General features: G+C 64.7%; 14 protein-coding genes and 3 tRNA genes. 14 read left to right on the top strand and 3 right to left on the bottom strand.

Annotation, left to right across the window (positions count from 1 at the left end; all coding sequences use genetic code 11):
• Position 1 precedes the first annotated feature (1 nt).
• Genes rnc through nagZ form a run of 6 tightly spaced genes read left to right on the top strand, consistent with a single transcriptional unit; the run spans position 2 to position 4,874 of the window.
• Positions 2-772 carry a ribonuclease III gene (gene rnc, locus ACX12D_RS12975; protein WP_020205117.1) on the top strand — a complete coding sequence of 257 codons (771 nt, stop codon included), beginning with the start codon at positions 2-4 and terminating at the stop codon, positions 770-772.
• Entirely contained in the window at positions 769-1,704 is a 936-nt protein-coding gene (era, locus tag ACX12D_RS12970; protein ID WP_459371417.1) for a GTPase Era, read from the top strand. The genes rnc and era overlap by 4 nt, the downstream gene beginning before the upstream one ends.
• Complete coding sequence (gene recO, locus ACX12D_RS12965) at positions 1,697-2,575, top strand: DNA repair protein RecO (protein WP_459371416.1); 879 nt, start codon at positions 1,697-1,699, stop codon at positions 2,573-2,575. The genes era and recO overlap by 8 nt, the downstream gene beginning before the upstream one ends.
• Before the next feature lie 30 nt (positions 2,576-2,605).
• Positions 2,606-3,388, top strand: a complete 783-nt coding sequence (pdxJ, locus tag ACX12D_RS12960; protein WP_459371415.1) for a pyridoxine 5'-phosphate synthase — start codon at positions 2,606-2,608, stop codon at positions 3,386-3,388.
• Positions 3,385-3,828, top strand: a complete 444-nt coding sequence (acpS, locus tag ACX12D_RS12955) for a holo-ACP synthase (protein ID WP_150983172.1) — start codon at positions 3,385-3,387, stop codon at positions 3,826-3,828. Before pdxJ ends, acpS begins: the two co-directional genes overlap by 4 nt.
• The gene (gene nagZ, locus ACX12D_RS12950; RefSeq protein WP_043347842.1) at positions 3,825-4,874 is read left to right on the top strand and encodes a beta-N-acetylhexosaminidase; all 1,050 of its coding nucleotides are present in this window, start codon (positions 3,825-3,827) and stop codon (positions 4,872-4,874) included. The genes acpS and nagZ overlap by 4 nt, the downstream gene beginning before the upstream one ends.
• Before the next feature lie 110 nt (positions 4,875-4,984).
• Here nagZ and efp read toward each other — a convergent pair whose 3' ends face one another.
• Positions 4,985-5,545, bottom strand: coding sequence for an elongation factor P (gene efp, locus ACX12D_RS12945; RefSeq protein ID WP_043347839.1), 561 nt, complete (start codon positions 5,543-5,545; stop codon positions 4,985-4,987).
• A 126-nt stretch (positions 5,546-5,671) separates the two neighbouring features.
• On the bottom strand, positions 5,672-6,874 hold the full coding sequence (gene earP / locus ACX12D_RS12940) for an elongation factor P maturation arginine rhamnosyltransferase EarP (RefSeq protein WP_459371414.1): 1,203 nt from the start codon (positions 6,872-6,874) through the stop codon (positions 5,672-5,674).
• Between the two features lie 112 nt (positions 6,875-6,986).
• On the opposite strand from earP, the gene uvrC reads away from it, so the two are divergent.
• From uvrC to ACX12D_RS12905, 7 genes are all read left to right on the top strand, one after another.
• Positions 6,987-9,128, top strand: coding sequence for an excinuclease ABC subunit UvrC (uvrC, locus tag ACX12D_RS12935; protein ID WP_459374014.1), 2,142 nt, complete (start codon positions 6,987-6,989; stop codon positions 9,126-9,128).
• Between the two features lie 103 nt (positions 9,129-9,231).
• Positions 9,232-9,834 carry a CDP-diacylglycerol--glycerol-3-phosphate 3-phosphatidyltransferase gene (gene pgsA / locus ACX12D_RS12930; protein WP_150983177.1) on the top strand — a complete coding sequence of 201 codons (603 nt, stop codon included), beginning with the start codon at positions 9,232-9,234 and terminating at the stop codon, positions 9,832-9,834.
• 167 nt (positions 9,835-10,001) lie between these two features.
• Positions 10,002-10,077: transfer RNA gene (locus ACX12D_RS12925), tRNA-Gly, on the top strand.
• A gap of 77 nt (positions 10,078-10,154) precedes the next feature.
• A tRNA-Gly gene (locus tag ACX12D_RS12920) sits at positions 10,155-10,230 on the top strand.
• A 104-nt stretch (positions 10,231-10,334) separates the two neighbouring features.
• Positions 10,335-10,408, top strand: a tRNA-Cys gene (locus ACX12D_RS12915).
• Positions 10,409-10,833: 425 nt separating this feature from the next.
• On the top strand, positions 10,834-12,378 hold the full coding sequence (locus ACX12D_RS12910) for a methyl-accepting chemotaxis protein (RefSeq protein WP_459371413.1): 1,545 nt from the start codon (positions 10,834-10,836) through the stop codon (positions 12,376-12,378).
• Between the two features lie 385 nt (positions 12,379-12,763).
• Positions 12,764-14,002, top strand: a complete 1,239-nt coding sequence (locus ACX12D_RS12905; protein WP_459371412.1) for a cation:proton antiporter domain-containing protein — start codon at positions 12,764-12,766, stop codon at positions 14,000-14,002.
• Between the two features lie 23 nt (positions 14,003-14,025).
• On the opposite strand, the gene ACX12D_RS12900 is transcribed toward ACX12D_RS12905, so the two are convergent.
• Entirely contained in the window at positions 14,026-14,931 is a 906-nt protein-coding gene (locus ACX12D_RS12900) for a LysR family transcriptional regulator (RefSeq protein WP_459371411.1), read from the bottom strand.
• Between the two features lie 124 nt (positions 14,932-15,055).
• Here ACX12D_RS12900 and ACX12D_RS12895 point away from each other — a divergent pair, with 124 nt between their 5' ends.
• Positions 15,056-16,159 carry a YeiH family protein gene (locus ACX12D_RS12895; RefSeq protein ID WP_441640370.1) on the top strand — a complete coding sequence of 368 codons (1,104 nt, stop codon included), beginning with the start codon at positions 15,056-15,058 and terminating at the stop codon, positions 16,157-16,159.
• The last annotated feature ends 29 nt before the right edge of the window (positions 16,160-16,188 follow it).

Raw genomic sequence — 16,188 nt, 5'->3', positions numbered from 1 at the left:
CATGAACCTCGATGCCTTGCAGCAACGCCTCGGCTACCGCTTCAGCAAGCCAGAATTGCTGCAGCAGGCGCTGACGCACCGCAGCCACAGTGCCTTGCACAACGAGCGCCTGGAATTCCTGGGCGATTCGGTGCTGAACTGCGCCGTGGCCGATATGCTGTACGGCATGTTCAGCAAACTCGACGAAGGCGATCTCTCCCGCGTGCGCGCCAACCTTGTCAAGCAGCAGGCGCTGTATGAAATTGCCCAGATGCTGCAGTTGTCCGAGGCGCTGCGCCTGGGCGAGGGCGAACTGAAGAGCGGCGGTTTCCGCCGCCCTTCGATTCTTGCCGATGCGCTGGAAGCCATCGTCGGCGCCGTATTCCTCGATGCCGGCTTCGAAGGTGCGCGCACACTGATCCGCAAGCTCTACATCCCCATCCTCGAGCAGGTGGATCCGCGCACGCTGGGCAAGGATGCCAAGACGCTGTTGCAGGAGTACCTGCAAGGCCACAAGATAGCCCTGCCGCAATATAACGTGATCGCCACCCATGGCGCCGCGCATAATCAGCAGTTTGAAGTCGAGTGCACCGTGCCTAAACTGGAAGTGCGGGTGTTCGGTACCGGCGCGTCGCGCCGTGCCGCCGAGCAAGCCGCTGCCAAGCTGGCGCTCGACGAGGTGCAAAAGCTCGTGCCCCAGTTGCTCAAGCGCAGCCGGGCCGAGCGCACCGGCAAGACGCGCAAGCAGCCGGTGCCGCCCGATCCCCAGTTGTCTCTCAGGTTGAAGGAATGACCGAATCTACCAATCCGCAGCAAGACGCCGCGGGTACCCCAAGCGCAGCCTTTCGTTGCGGCACCGTGGCTATCGTCGGGCGTCCCAACGTCGGCAAGTCCACGCTGATGAACGCGCTGGTTGGCCAGAAGGTCAGCATTACCTCCCGCAAGGCGCAGACCACGCGCCACCGCATCGTTGGCATCCAGACCACCGAGGACGCCCAGTTCGTCTTCGTCGATACGCCGGGTTTCCAGACCCGCCATGCCAGCGCGCTGAACCGCTCGCTGAACCGTGCCGTCACCTCGACCCTATCCTCGGTGGACCTGGTGCTGTTCGTGGTCGAGGCCGGCTACTACGGCGCCGACGACGAGAAGGTGCTGTCGCTGCTGCCCAAGAAAGTGCCGGTGCTGCTGGTCACCAACAAGCTGGATCGCCTTGGCGCGGACCGGGCTGAGGTGATGATGCCCTTCCTGGAAAAGATGGGGCACCAGTTCCAGTTCGCGGAAGTGGTGCCGATGTCGGCCAAGACGCACGATCACATCGAACGCCTGCTCACCATCATCCGGCCTTACCTGCCGGAAGGCGAGCCAATGTACGACGCCGACTCCATGACCGATCGCAGCGAGCGCTTCATGGCCTCGGAGATCATCCGCGAGAAGGTGTTCCGCTGGACCGGCGACGAGTTGCCCTACACCAGCACGGTCATCATCGAGAAATTCGAGACCGAAGGCCGGCTGCGGCGCATCTTTGCCACCATCCTGGTCGAGCGTGACGGGCACAAGGCCATGATCATCGGCAACAAGGGCGCCAAGCTCAAGACCATTTCCACGGAAGCCCGCATCGACATGGAGAAGCTGTTCGACGGCAAGGTTTACCTGGAGATGTTCATCAAGGTCAAGAGCGGCTGGGCCGACAACGAAGCTGGATTGCGCGCCTACGGCTATGAGTGATAGAGCGGGCGGGCCTGCCCTGAAGGCCCGCCGCATTGACCCGGTAGTGGAAGAAGCCGCCGAACTGCTGGGCAGCCATGCCGTGCCTGGCATGGCAGTGGCGGAGCAACGCGCGATGATGGATCGCGCGTTGCGCATTGTGCCGGCGCGCACCGAGCTGCGCGTCGCCAACCAGCCCGGCTTCGTGCTGCATGCCTGGCCTTACCGTGAAACCAGCCTGATCCTCGACGTGTTCACGCGTGACCACGGGCGCGTCGCCATGGTGGCCAAGGGCGCCAAGCGGCCGCATTCGGCGCTGCGCCCGGTACTCCAGCATTTCCAGCCGATCTCCCTGTCATGGAGCGGCCGCGGCGAGGTCAAGACGCTCACGCGCGCGGAGTGGGTTGGCGGCATGCTGCCGCTGGCAAGCGACGCGTTGCTCTCGGGTTTTTATCTCAACGAATTGCTGCTGCGCTTTTGCGCCCGCGAAGACGCCCACGTTACCCTGTTCCGCCAGTACATGGCCACGCTGACCCAGCTCTCGCACGGCGAGCCGGCCGGACTGGTGCTGCGCGGCTTCGAGCGTGTGCTGCTGCAGGAAACCGGCTTTGCGGTGGCTTTCGATGAGTGCGCCAATTCCGGCGAGACGGTCGAGCCGGCGCTGGACTATGTCTACCAGCCCGAGCGGGGCGTGCGTCGCGCGCAGGCCAGCGATCCATCATCCTGGCCGGTGGTTTCGGGGCAGACGCTGCTCGACATGTCGCAGGACGACTATAGCCGTACACAAACTGTCACGCAAAGTCGCGCCCTGATGCGCTTCCTGCTGCATTATTATTTGCAAGGCGCGCCGCTGAAGACGCGCCAGATCTTGATCGACCTGCACTATCTCTGATTTATTTCTGAGCCTTTAGAGCCCACCCGCATGATTTTCCACGCGCATCCCGGCGTCATCGACCTTGGCGTCAATATCGACCACGTGGCCACGCTGCGCAATGCGCGCGGCACGGCCTATCCCGATCCGATCCAGGCAGCGCTGCAGGCCGAGCAGGCCGGCGCCGACCTGATCACGCTGCACCTGCGCGAAGACCGTCGTCATATCCGCGACGCCGACGTGCACGCGCTGCGCCCGCTGCTGGCCACGCGCATGAACCTGGAGTGCGCGATCACCCAGGAAATGCTCGACATCGCCTGCGGGATCCGTCCGCAGGATGTCTGCCTGGTGCCCGAGCGGCGCGAGGAGGTCACCACCGAAGGCGGCCTGGACGTAGCCGGGCGCTTCGAGCAGGTCAAGGCCGCCTGCCGCCAACTGGCCGACGCGGGCATTCGCGTCTCGCTGTTCATCGATGCGCAGGTCGAACAGATCGAAGCCGCTGCCGCTTGCGGCGCGCCGGTGGTGGAACTGCACACCGGGCGCTACGCCGATGCGCATTCGGCCGAGGAGCAGGCCGCCGAGCTGCGCCGCGTCGCCGAAGGCGTCGATGCCGGCGTGCGGCTTGGCCTGGTGGTCAACGCCGGCCACGGCCTGCACTACACCAATGTGCAGCCGGTGGCCGCGCTGCATGGCATCAAGGAACTGAATATCGGCCACGCCATCGTCGCGCATGCGGTCTTTGTCGGCTGGCAGAACGCCGTGCGCGAGATGAAGGCCATCATGGTTGCCGCGCGTCTGGGCACCACCTATCCGCGCCCGGACGCCGCAGCGTGATCTACGGCATCGGCACCGACATTATCCAGATCGATCGCGTGCAGGGCGTGATGGAGCGCACGCGCGGCCGGTTTGCCGAGAAGGTGCTCGGTCCGCAGGAACTCCAGAAGTACCACGCCCGCAAGGCGCGCTCGGAAAAACGCGGGCTCGCTTTCCTGGCCACGCGTTTCGCTGCCAAGGAGGCCTTCTCCAAGGCGATCGGCCTGGGCATGCGCTGGCCGATGACCTGGCGCGCGATGGAGCTGCTGAACCTGCCCTCCGGCGAGCCGTATCCGCATTGCCACGGCGAGCTCGACGCCTGGCTGCGGGAACGCGGCCTCGTGGTGCGGGTCAGTGTCAGCGACGAACACGATTATGCGGTCGCTTTTGCGATTGCCGAGCCGGGCGGCGCTGGCGTCAGCCCGCCGCTCGCCTCCCAGCCTAGTGAAGAATCCAAATGATCAAGAAGATTTCCGGTAAACGGCCGGGTCCGGTTGTACTCGATGTCAAAGGCAAGCAGCTCGATGCGGACGATGTCCGCCGCATCTCTCACCCGCTGACCGGCGGCGTGATCCTGTTCGCGCGCAACTTCGAGTCGCGCGCGCAATTGCAGGCACTGACGCACGAAATCCGCACCGTGCGCGACGATGTGCTGATCTGCATCGATCACGAGGGTGGCCGGGTGCAGCGCGCCAAGACCGATGGCTTCACGCACCTGCCGGCGATGGCCCGGCTTGGCGCGTTGTGGGACCAGGATGTGCTGGCGGCAACCAAGGCGGCCGTTGCCTGCGGCTACGTGCTGGCGGCCGAGTTGCGCGCCTGCGATATCGACCTGAGCTTCACCCCCGTGCTCGATCTGGACTACGGGCTCAGCGCCGTGATCGGCGACCGTGCCTTCCACGCAGACCCGCGTGTGGTGACCATGCTCGCCAACCACCTGACCCACGGCCTGCTGCTTGCCGGCATGGCCAATTGCGGCAAGCACTTCCCGGGGCACGGCTTTGTGGCCGCGGATTCGCACGTGGCCGTGCCGGTGGACGAGCGCGGCCTCGACGAGATCCTCTCGCAGGATGCGCGCCCCTACGAGTGGATGGGGATGACGCTGTCGTCGGTGATGCCGGCGCACGTGATCTACCCCAAGGTCGACCCGCACCCGGCCGGCTTCTCGCGCTACTGGCTGCAGGACGTGCTGCGTACCCAGCTGGGCTTTGAGGGCGTGATCTTCAGCGATGACCTGAGCATGGAAGGGGCCAGCGTGGCAGGCACGGTGACCGAGGCCGCGCGTGCTGCCTTGGGCGCCGGATGCGACATGGTGCTGATCTGCAACCATCCGGAGCGGGCCGACCAGTTGCTGGATGAGCTCGATGTGCGTATCGGCAAGACCTCGCAACGCCGTATCCGCCGACTGTTCGGGCGCCGCAAGCCGCTGGACTGGAACAAGCTGATGCAAGAGGCGGAGTACGCCGCCGCCATGGGCGTGCTCAAGCGCCACGGCCTGATAGCCTGACGCTGCATTCGCCGAGGGCCGGCAAGTCGCAGGGAAAAGAAAAGGGCAGCCGAAGCTGCCCTTTTTCCGTTGCGCCACCCGCGCTGCGGATGGCGGCGAATCGGCTGCGCTTAGTTTGCGCGGCTGCGGTATTCGCCGGTACGGGTGTCGATTTCGATCTTGTCGCCGATGCTGCAGAACAGCGGCACTTGCAGCTCGAAGCCGGTGTTGATCTTGGCGCCCTTGAGTACCTTGCCCGACGAGGTGTCGCCCTTGACGGCCGGCTCGGTGTAGGTGATCTCGCGGACCAGCGTGGTCGGCATATCCACCGAGATGGCCTTGTCGTTGTAGAACACCACTTCGACGGTCATGCCGTCTTCGAGGTAGTTCAGCGAGTCACCCATGCTGTCTTGCTCGACTTCGTATTGGTTGAAGTCGGTATCCATGAACACGTACATCGGGTCGGCGAAGTACGAGTAGGTGCATTCGCGGCGTTCCAGCATCACGACTTCAAACTTGTCGTCAGCCTTGAAGACGGATTCACCCGGGGCTTCCGTCAGCAGGTTCTTGTACTTCATCTTGACCACGGCGGAGTTGCGGCCCGACTTGTTGTACTCAGCCTTCTGCACGACCATCGGGTCGGTACCGATCATGAATACGTTGCCGACGCGGAGTTCTTGTGCGGTTTTCATCTGAACTATTTCCTGAAAAAGAATGTCTCGGAATTCGGTATGGCGAAGGCGCTCTGCCGACACACTGCACGCAAGCTTGCGCGGGGCGTTTCCGTCTTCCGGCCTGGTCACCATCAAAATAACCCGTTATTTTACCCGATTTTCGCAGAAGGCCGCGAGATTTGCGGCCAGGTCGCCAAGGTGCTGCAGGCTGCGCTGCCACTGCTCGGTGGCCGCACCCAGCACGGGCAGATGGGCACGCAGGCGCGACCAGTCAGGTGATTCACCATCCTTATTCCAGCTGTGCCAGAAGGTGGAAAGTGCATTGGCAACCTCAGTATGACCGCTTCGCTCCAGCCGCTGCAGGAACAAAGCCAGGAAGGCATCGAGCTTGACCATGTGCGCCGCGTCGGATTGCGGGTAGATATGCCAGACAAAGGGCCGGCCGGCCCACTGCGCGCGCACGAACGAATCCTCGCCACGCACGAAGTTCAGGTCACATAGCCAGAGCAGTTCATCGTAGTGCTCCTGGCGCACAAAGGGCACCACCTGTACGGTCAGGTTGCCGCGCTCGAAGGCGCTGCCGGGCATGCAACCTGCCGCCCCGAACCATTCGCTTGCCTGTTGCGCCGCCAGGCCGGCCGGGACCAGGCACTGGACGGGCTCCGGGCCATCCCGCCATTGCGCGAGCAGCGCCGGCAACGCGGCGTTGGCATATGCGAACAGGCTGACTTTCAGCGCGCCGTCGATGGGCTGGAAGCCAAGGCGATGCCAGAGTGCCGCTTGGGCCGCGGGGCTGGTGCGCAGGTGCTCGCGCTGCATGCCGAGCATGGCTTCGCGCAGCAGGCCGCCCGTGCCGGGCTCGAAGCCGGGGAAGAAGAAATACTTGACCAGCGGCAGGTGCGGGTGGGGCGAGGCCATGCCGTGGTGTTCCCTGACCCAGGGCTCGGCGCTCATGTATTCGAGATTGATCCAGGCCGGCTTGGGCTCGCATGCGGCCATGGCGGCCAGGAATACGGCCGGCAGGTCGCAGGCGAAGGACTCGATCACCGCGTCGTGCGGCGTGACCCCCGCGAAGCGCGCGGCGCTCTCCTGGGCGCTTTCCTGGTCCGTGCGCTGCCACGGGCGAATCGTCACGCCGGCAAGCACTTGCTCTGGGGCGGCGATGTCGAGGCCAGGCGCAAGGCGCTCGAAGCTGGCCAGGTCGTCCACCCACAGGCGCACGGCGTGGCCGTGTTCCTGGGCCAGCTGGCGTGCCAGCCGCCAGCAGACGCCGATATCGCCATAGTTGTCGATGACGGTGCAGAAGATGTCCCAGGAGCGGATGGCGCGATCGGGCTGAGTGGGCATGGTGGCGGGACTCCGCGAGGATTTGCTCTAAACTTGCGATTTTAGAGCTTGTTGCGCCATGGCCCCGCCGGGCATGCGCGCCACCAGCCAACCCACGGTCAATTCGCTACCGATGTCCCAGCAGGAACCTGAACCCCACGATCAGGGCGCGCCCGCCTCCGCCCAGCCGGATGGGCTGCCCGAGCAGCCGACCAAAGCGTCCTCGGCGGCCCCTTGCGCGGCACCTGCCGAACCCGTGCCGGATGCGCCGTTCGACGCCAAGGCCGTGATTGCGCAATTGCCCGGCCTGCCCGGGGTCTACCGCTACTTCGATGCCCAGGGCAATGTCCTTTACGTGGGCAAGGCGCGCGACCTGAAAAAGCGCGTCTCCAGCTACTTCAACAAGACGCTGCTGTCGCCGCGCATTGCCATGATGGTGGCCAAGATCGTGCGCATCGATACCACGGTGGTGCCCACCGAGGCCGAGGCGCTGCTGCTGGAGAACAACCTGATCAAGGCGCTGGCGCCGCGCTACAACATCCTGTTCCGCGACGACAAGTCGTATCCGTTCGTCAAGCTGACCAGCCATCGCTTCCCGCGCATGGCGTATTACCGCGGCGCCACTGACCGCAAGCATCAGTATTTCGGGCCTTTCCCCAGCGCTGGCGCTGTGCGGGAAAGCATGCAGATCCTTCAGCGCGTGTTCCAGCTGCGTACCTGCGAGGACACTGTATTTGCCAATCGCACGCGGCCTTGCCTGCTGCATCAGATCCACCGCTGCACCGGGCCTTGCGTGGGCGCCATCAGCGAGGCGGATTACACGCGCGACGTCAGCAACGCGGCGCGCTTCCTGCAAGGCCGTCAGAACGAGGTGCTCGAAGGCTTGCAGGCGAAGATGGAAGAGCACGCCGGGCGGCTGGAGTTCGAGCAGGCGGCGGCGGTGCGCGACCAGATTGGCGCGCTGTCCACCGTGCTCAAGCGGCAGGCCGTGGAGGAGGTTGGGCAGTCCAGCGACATCGACGTGCTTGCAGTGGCGGTGGAGGGGGGGCGTGCGTGCGTCAACCTGGCGATGGTGCGCGGCGGCCGCCATCTCGGCGACAAGGCTTACTTCCCGGCGCACGTCGAGGAGGGCGCGATGATTGTCGGGCACCAGGACGACGATGCCGGTGCCAGCGCGGCGATCGAGCCGGGCGTTGCGGCTGGCGAAGGCGCGGCAGCGCCCGGCGGTCCGGCCGGCATACCGGTCGAGCGCATCGCCGCCGAGGTGTTGTCCGCCTTCATGGCGCAGCACTATCTTGACCAGGCCGTGCCGCCGATCCTGGTAGTGAGCCACCTGCCGCCAGACAAGGCGCTGTTGGAGGCATTGACGATGCAGGCGGGGCGCAAGGTCACGCTGGTGCGCCAGCCGCAGGGGCAGCGCCGGTCCTGGCTCGAGATGGCGCAGAAAGGCGCCGAGCTGGCGCTGTCACGCCGCCTGGCTGAGCAAGGCAGCCAGCAGGCCCGTACGCGGGCGTTGGCCGAGACGATCGGCATCGACATGGAAGACCTCGCGTTGCTGCGGGTCGAATGCTTCGACATCAGTCACACCGCTGGCGAGGCCACGCAAGCGTCTTGCGTGGTCTTCCACCATCACGAGATGCAGAACGCGGAGTACCGCCGCTACAACATCCAGGACATCACGCCCGGCGACGACTACGCCGCCATGCGTCAGGTGCTGACCCGCCGCTACCAGAAGCTGGTGGAGATGCTGGAGCAGGCGCAGGGGCAGGAGCCCGTCCCCGAGGGGGGCGAGCAGGGCGGCGAGGCGGGGGCGTCCAGTGCGCTGGCGCTGGTGCCGAACGTGGTGCTGATCGATGGCGGCAAGGGCCAGGTGGAGGTTGCGCGCCAGGTGTTCGAGGAGCTTGGCCTCGATATCGGGCTGTTGGTCGGCGTGGCCAAGGGCGAGGGCCGCAAGGTCGGGCTGGAGACGCTGATCTTCGCCGATGGCCGTCCTTCGCTGGAGCTGGGGCAGGGCAGTGCGGCGCTGATGCTGGTGGCGCAGATCCGCGACGAGGCGCACCGCTTTGCCATTACCGGCATGCGCGCGCGCCGCGCCAAGGTGCGCAACACCTCGCGGCTGGAGGAGATCGAGGGCGTCGGCGCCCGTCGCCGGCAGAAGCTGCTCACGCGCTTTGGCGGCTTGCGCGGGGTGGTCGCGGCCAGCATCGACGAACTGGCCAGCGTCGATGGCATCTCGCACGCGCTGGCCGAGGAAATCTATCGCCAGCTACATTGATCCGGCCAAATCCGACGCCCATGTGGCAGGAAATGCTCGGCCATCGTTGAAATAGGCGACAATCTCGGCGTTGCCCATTGCCGTCGTCTCGTTCCGAGCCCCCATGCCGCTGAATATACCGATCCTGCTGACCTGGCTCCGTGTTGCCATGATTCCCCTCGTGGTGGGCGTGTACTACCTGCCCGAAGCATGGCTGCCCATGCATGCCAAGAACATGACGGCAGCCGGCTTTTTCATCGTGGCCGCGGTCACCGACTGGCTGGACGGTTTCCTGGCCAGGCGCTGGAACCAGACTTCGTCCTTCGGCGCCTTCCTCGATCCGGTGGCCGACAAGCTGATGGTGGCGGCCGCGCTGCTGTCGTTGCTGGCGCTGGGCCGGGTGGCGGACCTGATCGCGCTGGTGATCATTGGGCGGGAGATCACCATCTCCGCGCTGCGTGAGTGGATGGCGCAGATCGGGGCGTCGAAGAGCGTCGCGGTGAATTTCCTCGGCAAGCTCAAGACCACCTTCCAGATGATCGCGATCCCTCTGCTGCTCTTCAACGATAGCCTGCTCGGCATCGTCGATGCTTCCGTGCTGGGCGCATGGCTGATCTATGTGGCGGCGGTGCTGACCCTGTGGTCGATGTTCTATTACATGAAGCTGGCGTGGCCGCAGATTCGCGAGCGCAGTGGCCTAAGTGGCGAGGCCACCGCACAAAAGTGATGATTCGATGAAAAATATGCTTGACGACCACGCCGCTGATTTGCAATAATCCTGTTCTCGCTTCTGACGAAACAAACCGAACGAAGCGAAAAGCAGCAAGAATGTAGCGAGATGTGAGCAGTATCGGCACAGAAGCTGTGTTTTGAGTAAGAAGTTAGCAGGATCCTGCGGGAGTAGCTCAGTTGGTAGAGCGCAACCTTGCCAAGGTTGAGGTCGCGAGTTCGAGCCTCGTCTCCCGCTCCAGGTTTCGGTTAAATTTGGAATCCACGGTGTGTTTTTGTGGTTCCAGGTTGGCACGCAGAGTAGTCAAAGTAGTAAATGCGGGAGTAGCTCAGTTGGTAGAGCGCAACCTTGCCAAGGTTGAGGTCGCGAGTTCGAGCCTCGTCTCCCGCTCCAATCCCAAAGGGAAGCACCGCTTCCCTTTTTGTTTGTGATGGTAGTGCGCAAGCGCAACCCGGCAGGGTCTGGCGAATGCGGCTACAATCCAGCAGCCGTCACCCGGCGGGGTGGCAGAGTGGTCATGCAGCGGCCTGCAAAGCCGTGTACGCCGGTTCGATTCCGACCCCCGCCTCCAAGATAGTCAAGCACAGAGCGCTACCCTAACCGGTGGCGCTTTTTGCTTTCTGGCGATCCGATCGCCGGTGCTATCCGTACCGGCAACTCCCTCCTCCTTCCCCCTCTTTTTTCCCCTCAATTTTCCGCCCGCTCACGCGTCTCGGCTCTTTTTTGTCGTTTATCCTCTTCGATTTTTAGGACAAGTCCTAATATCGTCGCTTATTTTTGTTGTATTTCCCAATTTTGCTTCAGCTATTCACGCGGCTGCCGTAAAGGCGGATGTGAGGGTCGTCCAAAAGACGGCTCGCCGGATTCCGAGATTGTTGCAAGCGCGCTTCCAAAACAGACTGCCTGACCCCGTTCCCGTTGCCCACGGGCGTCATTTCATCGTCCACCTTTATTGGAGAATCGGTGCCGCGCTCGCGCGCGCGCCGACATTGCGTCATGAACATCACTCAACGTCTCTTAGCCACCTTGTCGCTGGCCCTGCTGGCGCTGCTTGCCGTCGGAGTTGGCGGACTCTGGCAACTCCGCGAGTCGCAGGAGCGTTTTACCTACTTCAACGACAACACGCTCACCAGCGTTCGCATGCTGAGCGACCTGCGCGATACCGTCAGCACCATGCGCGTGTCGCTCTACCGCTATGCCTTGTCGCCGGATGCAAGCAGCCGCTCGGACGCCGTGAAGAATTTGGCGAAGGCGGACGAGAGCTTCGACAGCACGGTCGCAACCTACGAGCGCAGCGATATTTCCGACGAGACCGACCGCCAGATGCTGGAGGCGGACCGCGCCGCGGTGAGGCAATATCGCGCGGAGCGGGAGCGCTTCCTGGCGCGCTTCGCCGCCAACGACGATGAAGGTGCGCGTGGCATGCTGATGGGGGGCTCGCTCTTTGTCGCGGTCTCGGCGTTGCACACTGCCATCAACGAGCACGTGGCGTACAACGCGGGACTGGGCGAGCAAGTGGTGGCGAGCAACGGCAGGGCGTACGGACTGGCCTTGATGGTCTTCTCGGCGATCATTGCCTGCGGCTTTCTGGTCACCGGTGCGCTTGGCTATTCGCTCTACCGCCGCATTCACAACAGCCTGGCCGAGATCGAGCAGACCCTGCGCTATGTGAGCGAGTCGCTTGACCTAGATCGCCGCGCTTCGGTGCGCCATGAGGATGAGATCGGGCGCACGGCGATTGCCTTCAACCAGTTGATAGAGCGTGTGGCTTTGGCACTGCGTGAAGTCCGCTCGTCGACCGACTCGGTCAGTACGGCCGCCCACCAGATTGCGGCGGGCAACGCAGATCTGTCCACGCGTACCGAGCAGCAGGCGGCATCGCTGGAGCAGTCCGCCGCCAGCATGGAAGAGTTGACCACGACCGTGCGCCAGAATGCCGACAACGCGCGCCAGGCCAGCGGCCTGGCGGACAATGCCGCCGAGGTGGCGGAGCAGGGCAGCACGGCCGTGCAGCAGATGGTGGAAACCATGGGTGCAATCAGCACCAGTTCCACCCGTATTGCTGAAATCACCACGCTGATCGAAGGCATCGCCTTCCAGACCAATATCCTCGCGCTCAATGCGGCGGTCGAGGCGGCGCGCGCCGGCGAGCAGGGCCGCGGCTTTGCGGTCGTGGCCGGCGAAGTACGCAGCCTGGCCCAGCGTTCGTCCAGCGCGGCGAAGGAAATCAAGGATTTGATCGACACCTCGGTGGACACGGTTCGCCAGGGCTCGACGCAGGCCGAGGGTGCGGGCAAGACCATGAGCGAGATTCGCCAGGCCGTGCGGCGCGTGTCCGACATCATCGGGGAGATTGCCGCGGCCTCGAGCGAGCAGAGCACCGGGATCGAGCAGATCAACCAGGCCGTGGGCCAGATGGACCAGGTCACGCAGCAGAACGCCGCGTTGGTGGAGCAGGCGGCAGCGGCTGCGCAATCGTTGGAAGAGCAGGCCGACAAGCTGCGCGATACCGTGGCGACGTTCCAGCTGGCCGGACGGTAGGGCTTCAGGGCGGCGGGATGGCCGGGCGGCGGCGCACTTCTGCGGGGATGGGGGCACATCCTGCCCCGATTCCGCGCTTTGCCATTGTGGTGATCGTGTTACATTCCATGTTGTAGTCTTCACGAGGCGTTCAGGGGATATCCGACCTGAACGGCGTGCCATCGTCGTCCGCTTGGACTCATGCCGCGCTTTTCGCCTCCAGGCTGCCGTAAAACTCCCGTTCCCGTTTTCCCTCAATCAGTGCGGTACCTCTCGGCCTGTGCCCGGCGTTCAACGCCGCAGCGCTGCCCAGAGGTCGCTTTGTGGTCCCCGCCATACGGCCGCTGGGGGCGGGCGGGTTGTCCAGTCACCGCCGCCATGGCCAAGCACGAGGAACCCAGAACGCATGCATCACGCTACCCCGCTCATCAGCACCATCGTCGGCGGTCTCGTCCTGGCGTTTATATTGGGCGCGCTGGCCAACCGGCTAAAGCTCCCGCCGCTGATCGGATACTTGTGCGCGGGCATCGTGGTCGGCCCGTATACGCCGGGCTACACCGCGGACCAGGCGCTGGCGCCGGAACTGGCGGAGCTTGGCGTGATTCTGCTGATGTTCGGGGTCGGCTTGCATTTCTCGCTCAAAGACCTGATGGCGGTGAAAACGATCGCCATTCCGGGGGCGGTGGTACAGATCGGCATTGCTACCTTGCTCGGGATGGGCGCGGCCTGGGGCTTTGGCTGGGACTGGGGGCCAGGCCTGGTCTTCGGGCTGGCACTATCGGTGGCGAGCACCGTGGTGTTGCTCAAGGCTTTGCAGGAGCGCGAGCTGGTGGAGTCGCCGCAGGGCCGGATCGCGGTGGGCTGGCTGATCGTGGAAGACCTGGCCATGGTGCTGACGCTGGTGCTGCTGCCGGCGCTGGCGGGCCTGCTCACGCCGTCCGCGGACTCGCCGGCGTCAGGCGCGGCCGCACCGGGCTCGGGTGACATCGTGTTCGCCGTGTTCGCTACCCTGGGCAAGGTGGCCGCCTTCGTCGCGGTGATGCTGGTGATCGGCCGTCGCTTTATTCCCTGGATGCTGGAGCGCATCGTCTGGACCGGGAGCCGCGAACTGTTCCGTCTGGCGGTGTTGGCAACGGCGCTCGGCGTGGCCTTTGGCGCGTACTCGCTGTTCGGCGTGTCGTTTGCGCTTGGTGCATTCTTTGCCGGCATGGTGCTGGCGGAGTCGGAGTTCAGTCACCGCGCGGCGGAGGAGTCGCTGCCCCTGCGTGACGCGTTCGCCGTGTTGTTCTTTGTTTCGGTCGGCATGCTGTTCAACCCGATGGTGCTGATCAACGACCCCTGGGGCGTGCTGGCCACGCTGTTCATCATCGTGGTGGGCAAATCGCTCGCTGCGCTTTGCATCGTTCGGGTGTTCGGGCATTCCACCCGTACCGGCATGACCATCGCGGTCAGCCTGGCCCAGATCGGCGAGTTCTCCTTCATCCTCGCGGGCCTCGGCGTCTATCTGAAGATCCTGCCTGAGCGGGGCCACGCCCTGATCCTGGCAGGCGCATTGCTGTCCATCGTGCTAAACCCGCTGCTGTTCCACCTGCTCGATCGCTATACCGCCAAGCAGGCAGGCGAAGCGGATCCCCGCCCCGCATGAGCGCATGCGGCGGCCCGTGCAGCTCACTGGCTGGTCGCCGCGGCATCGCGGCGAAGATACTCCGTAAAGGCTAGCAGGCCCTGCGTAGGGTACTTGTCCTGGTGAACCACGAGATGCAGCGGCCTCACCACGTCGGGCAGGCCATCGCGCAGCGCCACCAGCGTGCCGCGCTGCAATTCGTCTTCCACCACCTGCAGCGACAGGCAACTCACGCCATAGCCGCTCATCACGGCACGCTTGATCGCTTCGGAGTTGCCCAGCTCCAGCGCGAAGCGCAACTCGCCCAGCAGTGGTGCCAGCCGCTGTTCGATGATCTCGCGCGTGCCCGAGCCGGGTTCGCGCACGACCCAGTCGGCGTCGCGCAAGGCGGCCAGATTGCCAGGGTAGCTTGCGAGCGGGTGTGACGGGCTGACCACCACCACCATCACATCGTCCCGCCAGTGGGCGCTGCGCAGGTCGCGCTCGTGGCATGTGCCCTCGATCAGCCCGATGTCCGCCTCGAAATGCAGCAACGCCTGCAGGACCTCGCGCGTGTTGCCGATGCGCATGTCGAGCGCGCAGGGCCCGCTCTGCGCATGTCGAAAGCCCGCGAGCAGGCCCGGCAGGATATAGCTGCCGATGGTGTTGCTGGCGGCAATGCGCAGTTGCACCCCGGGTTGCACGGTGAAGCGCTCGAGTTCCTGTGCCTGGTCCAGCAGCGACAGCGCGCGCGGGAAAAACAGCCGGCCGGTCTCATTGATGCTCAGGCGACGCGCGACCCGGTCAAAGAGGGCGCCGCCCAGCGCGGCCTCCAGATCCGCCAGCGCGGCGCTGACCGCGGATTGCGACATGGCCAGCGCATCGGCCGCAGCCACGGTGCTGCCGTGCTGCGCCACCGCGACGAAAACGGAGAGTTGGCGCAGGGTCAGGCGGAGCGGGCGATGAGTCATATCTACAAAACAGGTAATGTATAGCGATATTACCTGTTTTACAGATTTCCACCTGCTAAGTACGCTTCGGACATATTCAATATGCGCCCCGAAGCCCTCCGGCGTTACGGGCAGGACCCCCGCCATGTCTTCCATTCAATCGTCCGCAGTTGCCAATCTCGGCGCCGAACCTCCCTCGTGGCCGACCCGGGTCTTGACGCTGGTGCCGCTGGGCTTCATCGCCTGGCTGGCCATGGTGCTCTCGGCGCACCCGGCGGTCTCGCATCTCGGCATGAGCGCGCTGACGCTGGCCATGTTCGCCGGCATGGTGGCGGGCAATACGCTGCCGCAACGCTGGCTCACCCCGCTTGCGCCGGGCATGCAACTGGCGCGCCAGCAACTGCTGCGCCTCGGCGTGGCGTTGTATGGCCTGCGTCTCACCTTTGGCGCGATTGCCGACCTGGGCCTGGCAGGCGTGCTGGTGCCGCTGGCCATGCTGGTCTCGACCATGCTGCTAGGCATCTGGATCGGTTCTTCTTTGCTGGGACTAAGCCGCCGGGAAGCCATCCTTGTCAGCGCGGGCAGCGCCGTATGTGGCGCCGCGGCGGCCATCGCGGTGGCTTCGGTGGTGCGCACCGACGACCGCCAGACGGCCGTTGCCGTGGCCACGGTAGTGCTGTTCGGCACGGCTGGCATGCTGCTGTATCCCTATCTGTTCGAGCTGGCCACGCAGCACTGGCACCTTGCCATCAGCGAGCGCACATTCGGCATCTACACTGGCGCCACGCTGCACGAAGTGGCACAGGTCATCGCCTCGGGCAAGATGGTCAGCGATGCCACCGCGGATGCCGCTGTGGTGACCAAGATGGTGCGCGTGTTGGCGCTGGGCCCGCTCTTGCTGGTGCTGGCGCTGTGGCCGAAGGCTGGCATCGGGCTCGAGGAAGAAGGCAAAGGCGAAAAGGCGGCGGGCGGGCGTCCGTGGGGTGCCATCCTGAAGGCGATCCCGTGGTTTGCGGTGGGGTTTGTGGCGGTGATGGCCGTGCATTCCGCGGGCCTTGTGCCCCAGGACTGGAAGCCTGCCCTGCTGGCCTTCGACAATTGGCTGCTTGCCTGCGCGATGCTGGCAATCGGCTTGCACACCCGCATCGGCACCTTGCTGCGCGCTGGGCGCAAGCCCCTGGTGCTGGCAGGCCTGCTGTTTGTGTTCCTGGTGTGCGGTGGCGCGCTGTTGTGTGCGGCGGTGGCCTGAGCGCGCAAAACCGGGACAGGGGAGGGTGC

The organism is Cupriavidus sp. PET2-C1 (assembly GCF_054515855.1).
The sequence above is the reverse complement of the archived record's forward strand: the minus strand, read 5'-3'. Positions and strand labels throughout refer to the sequence as shown.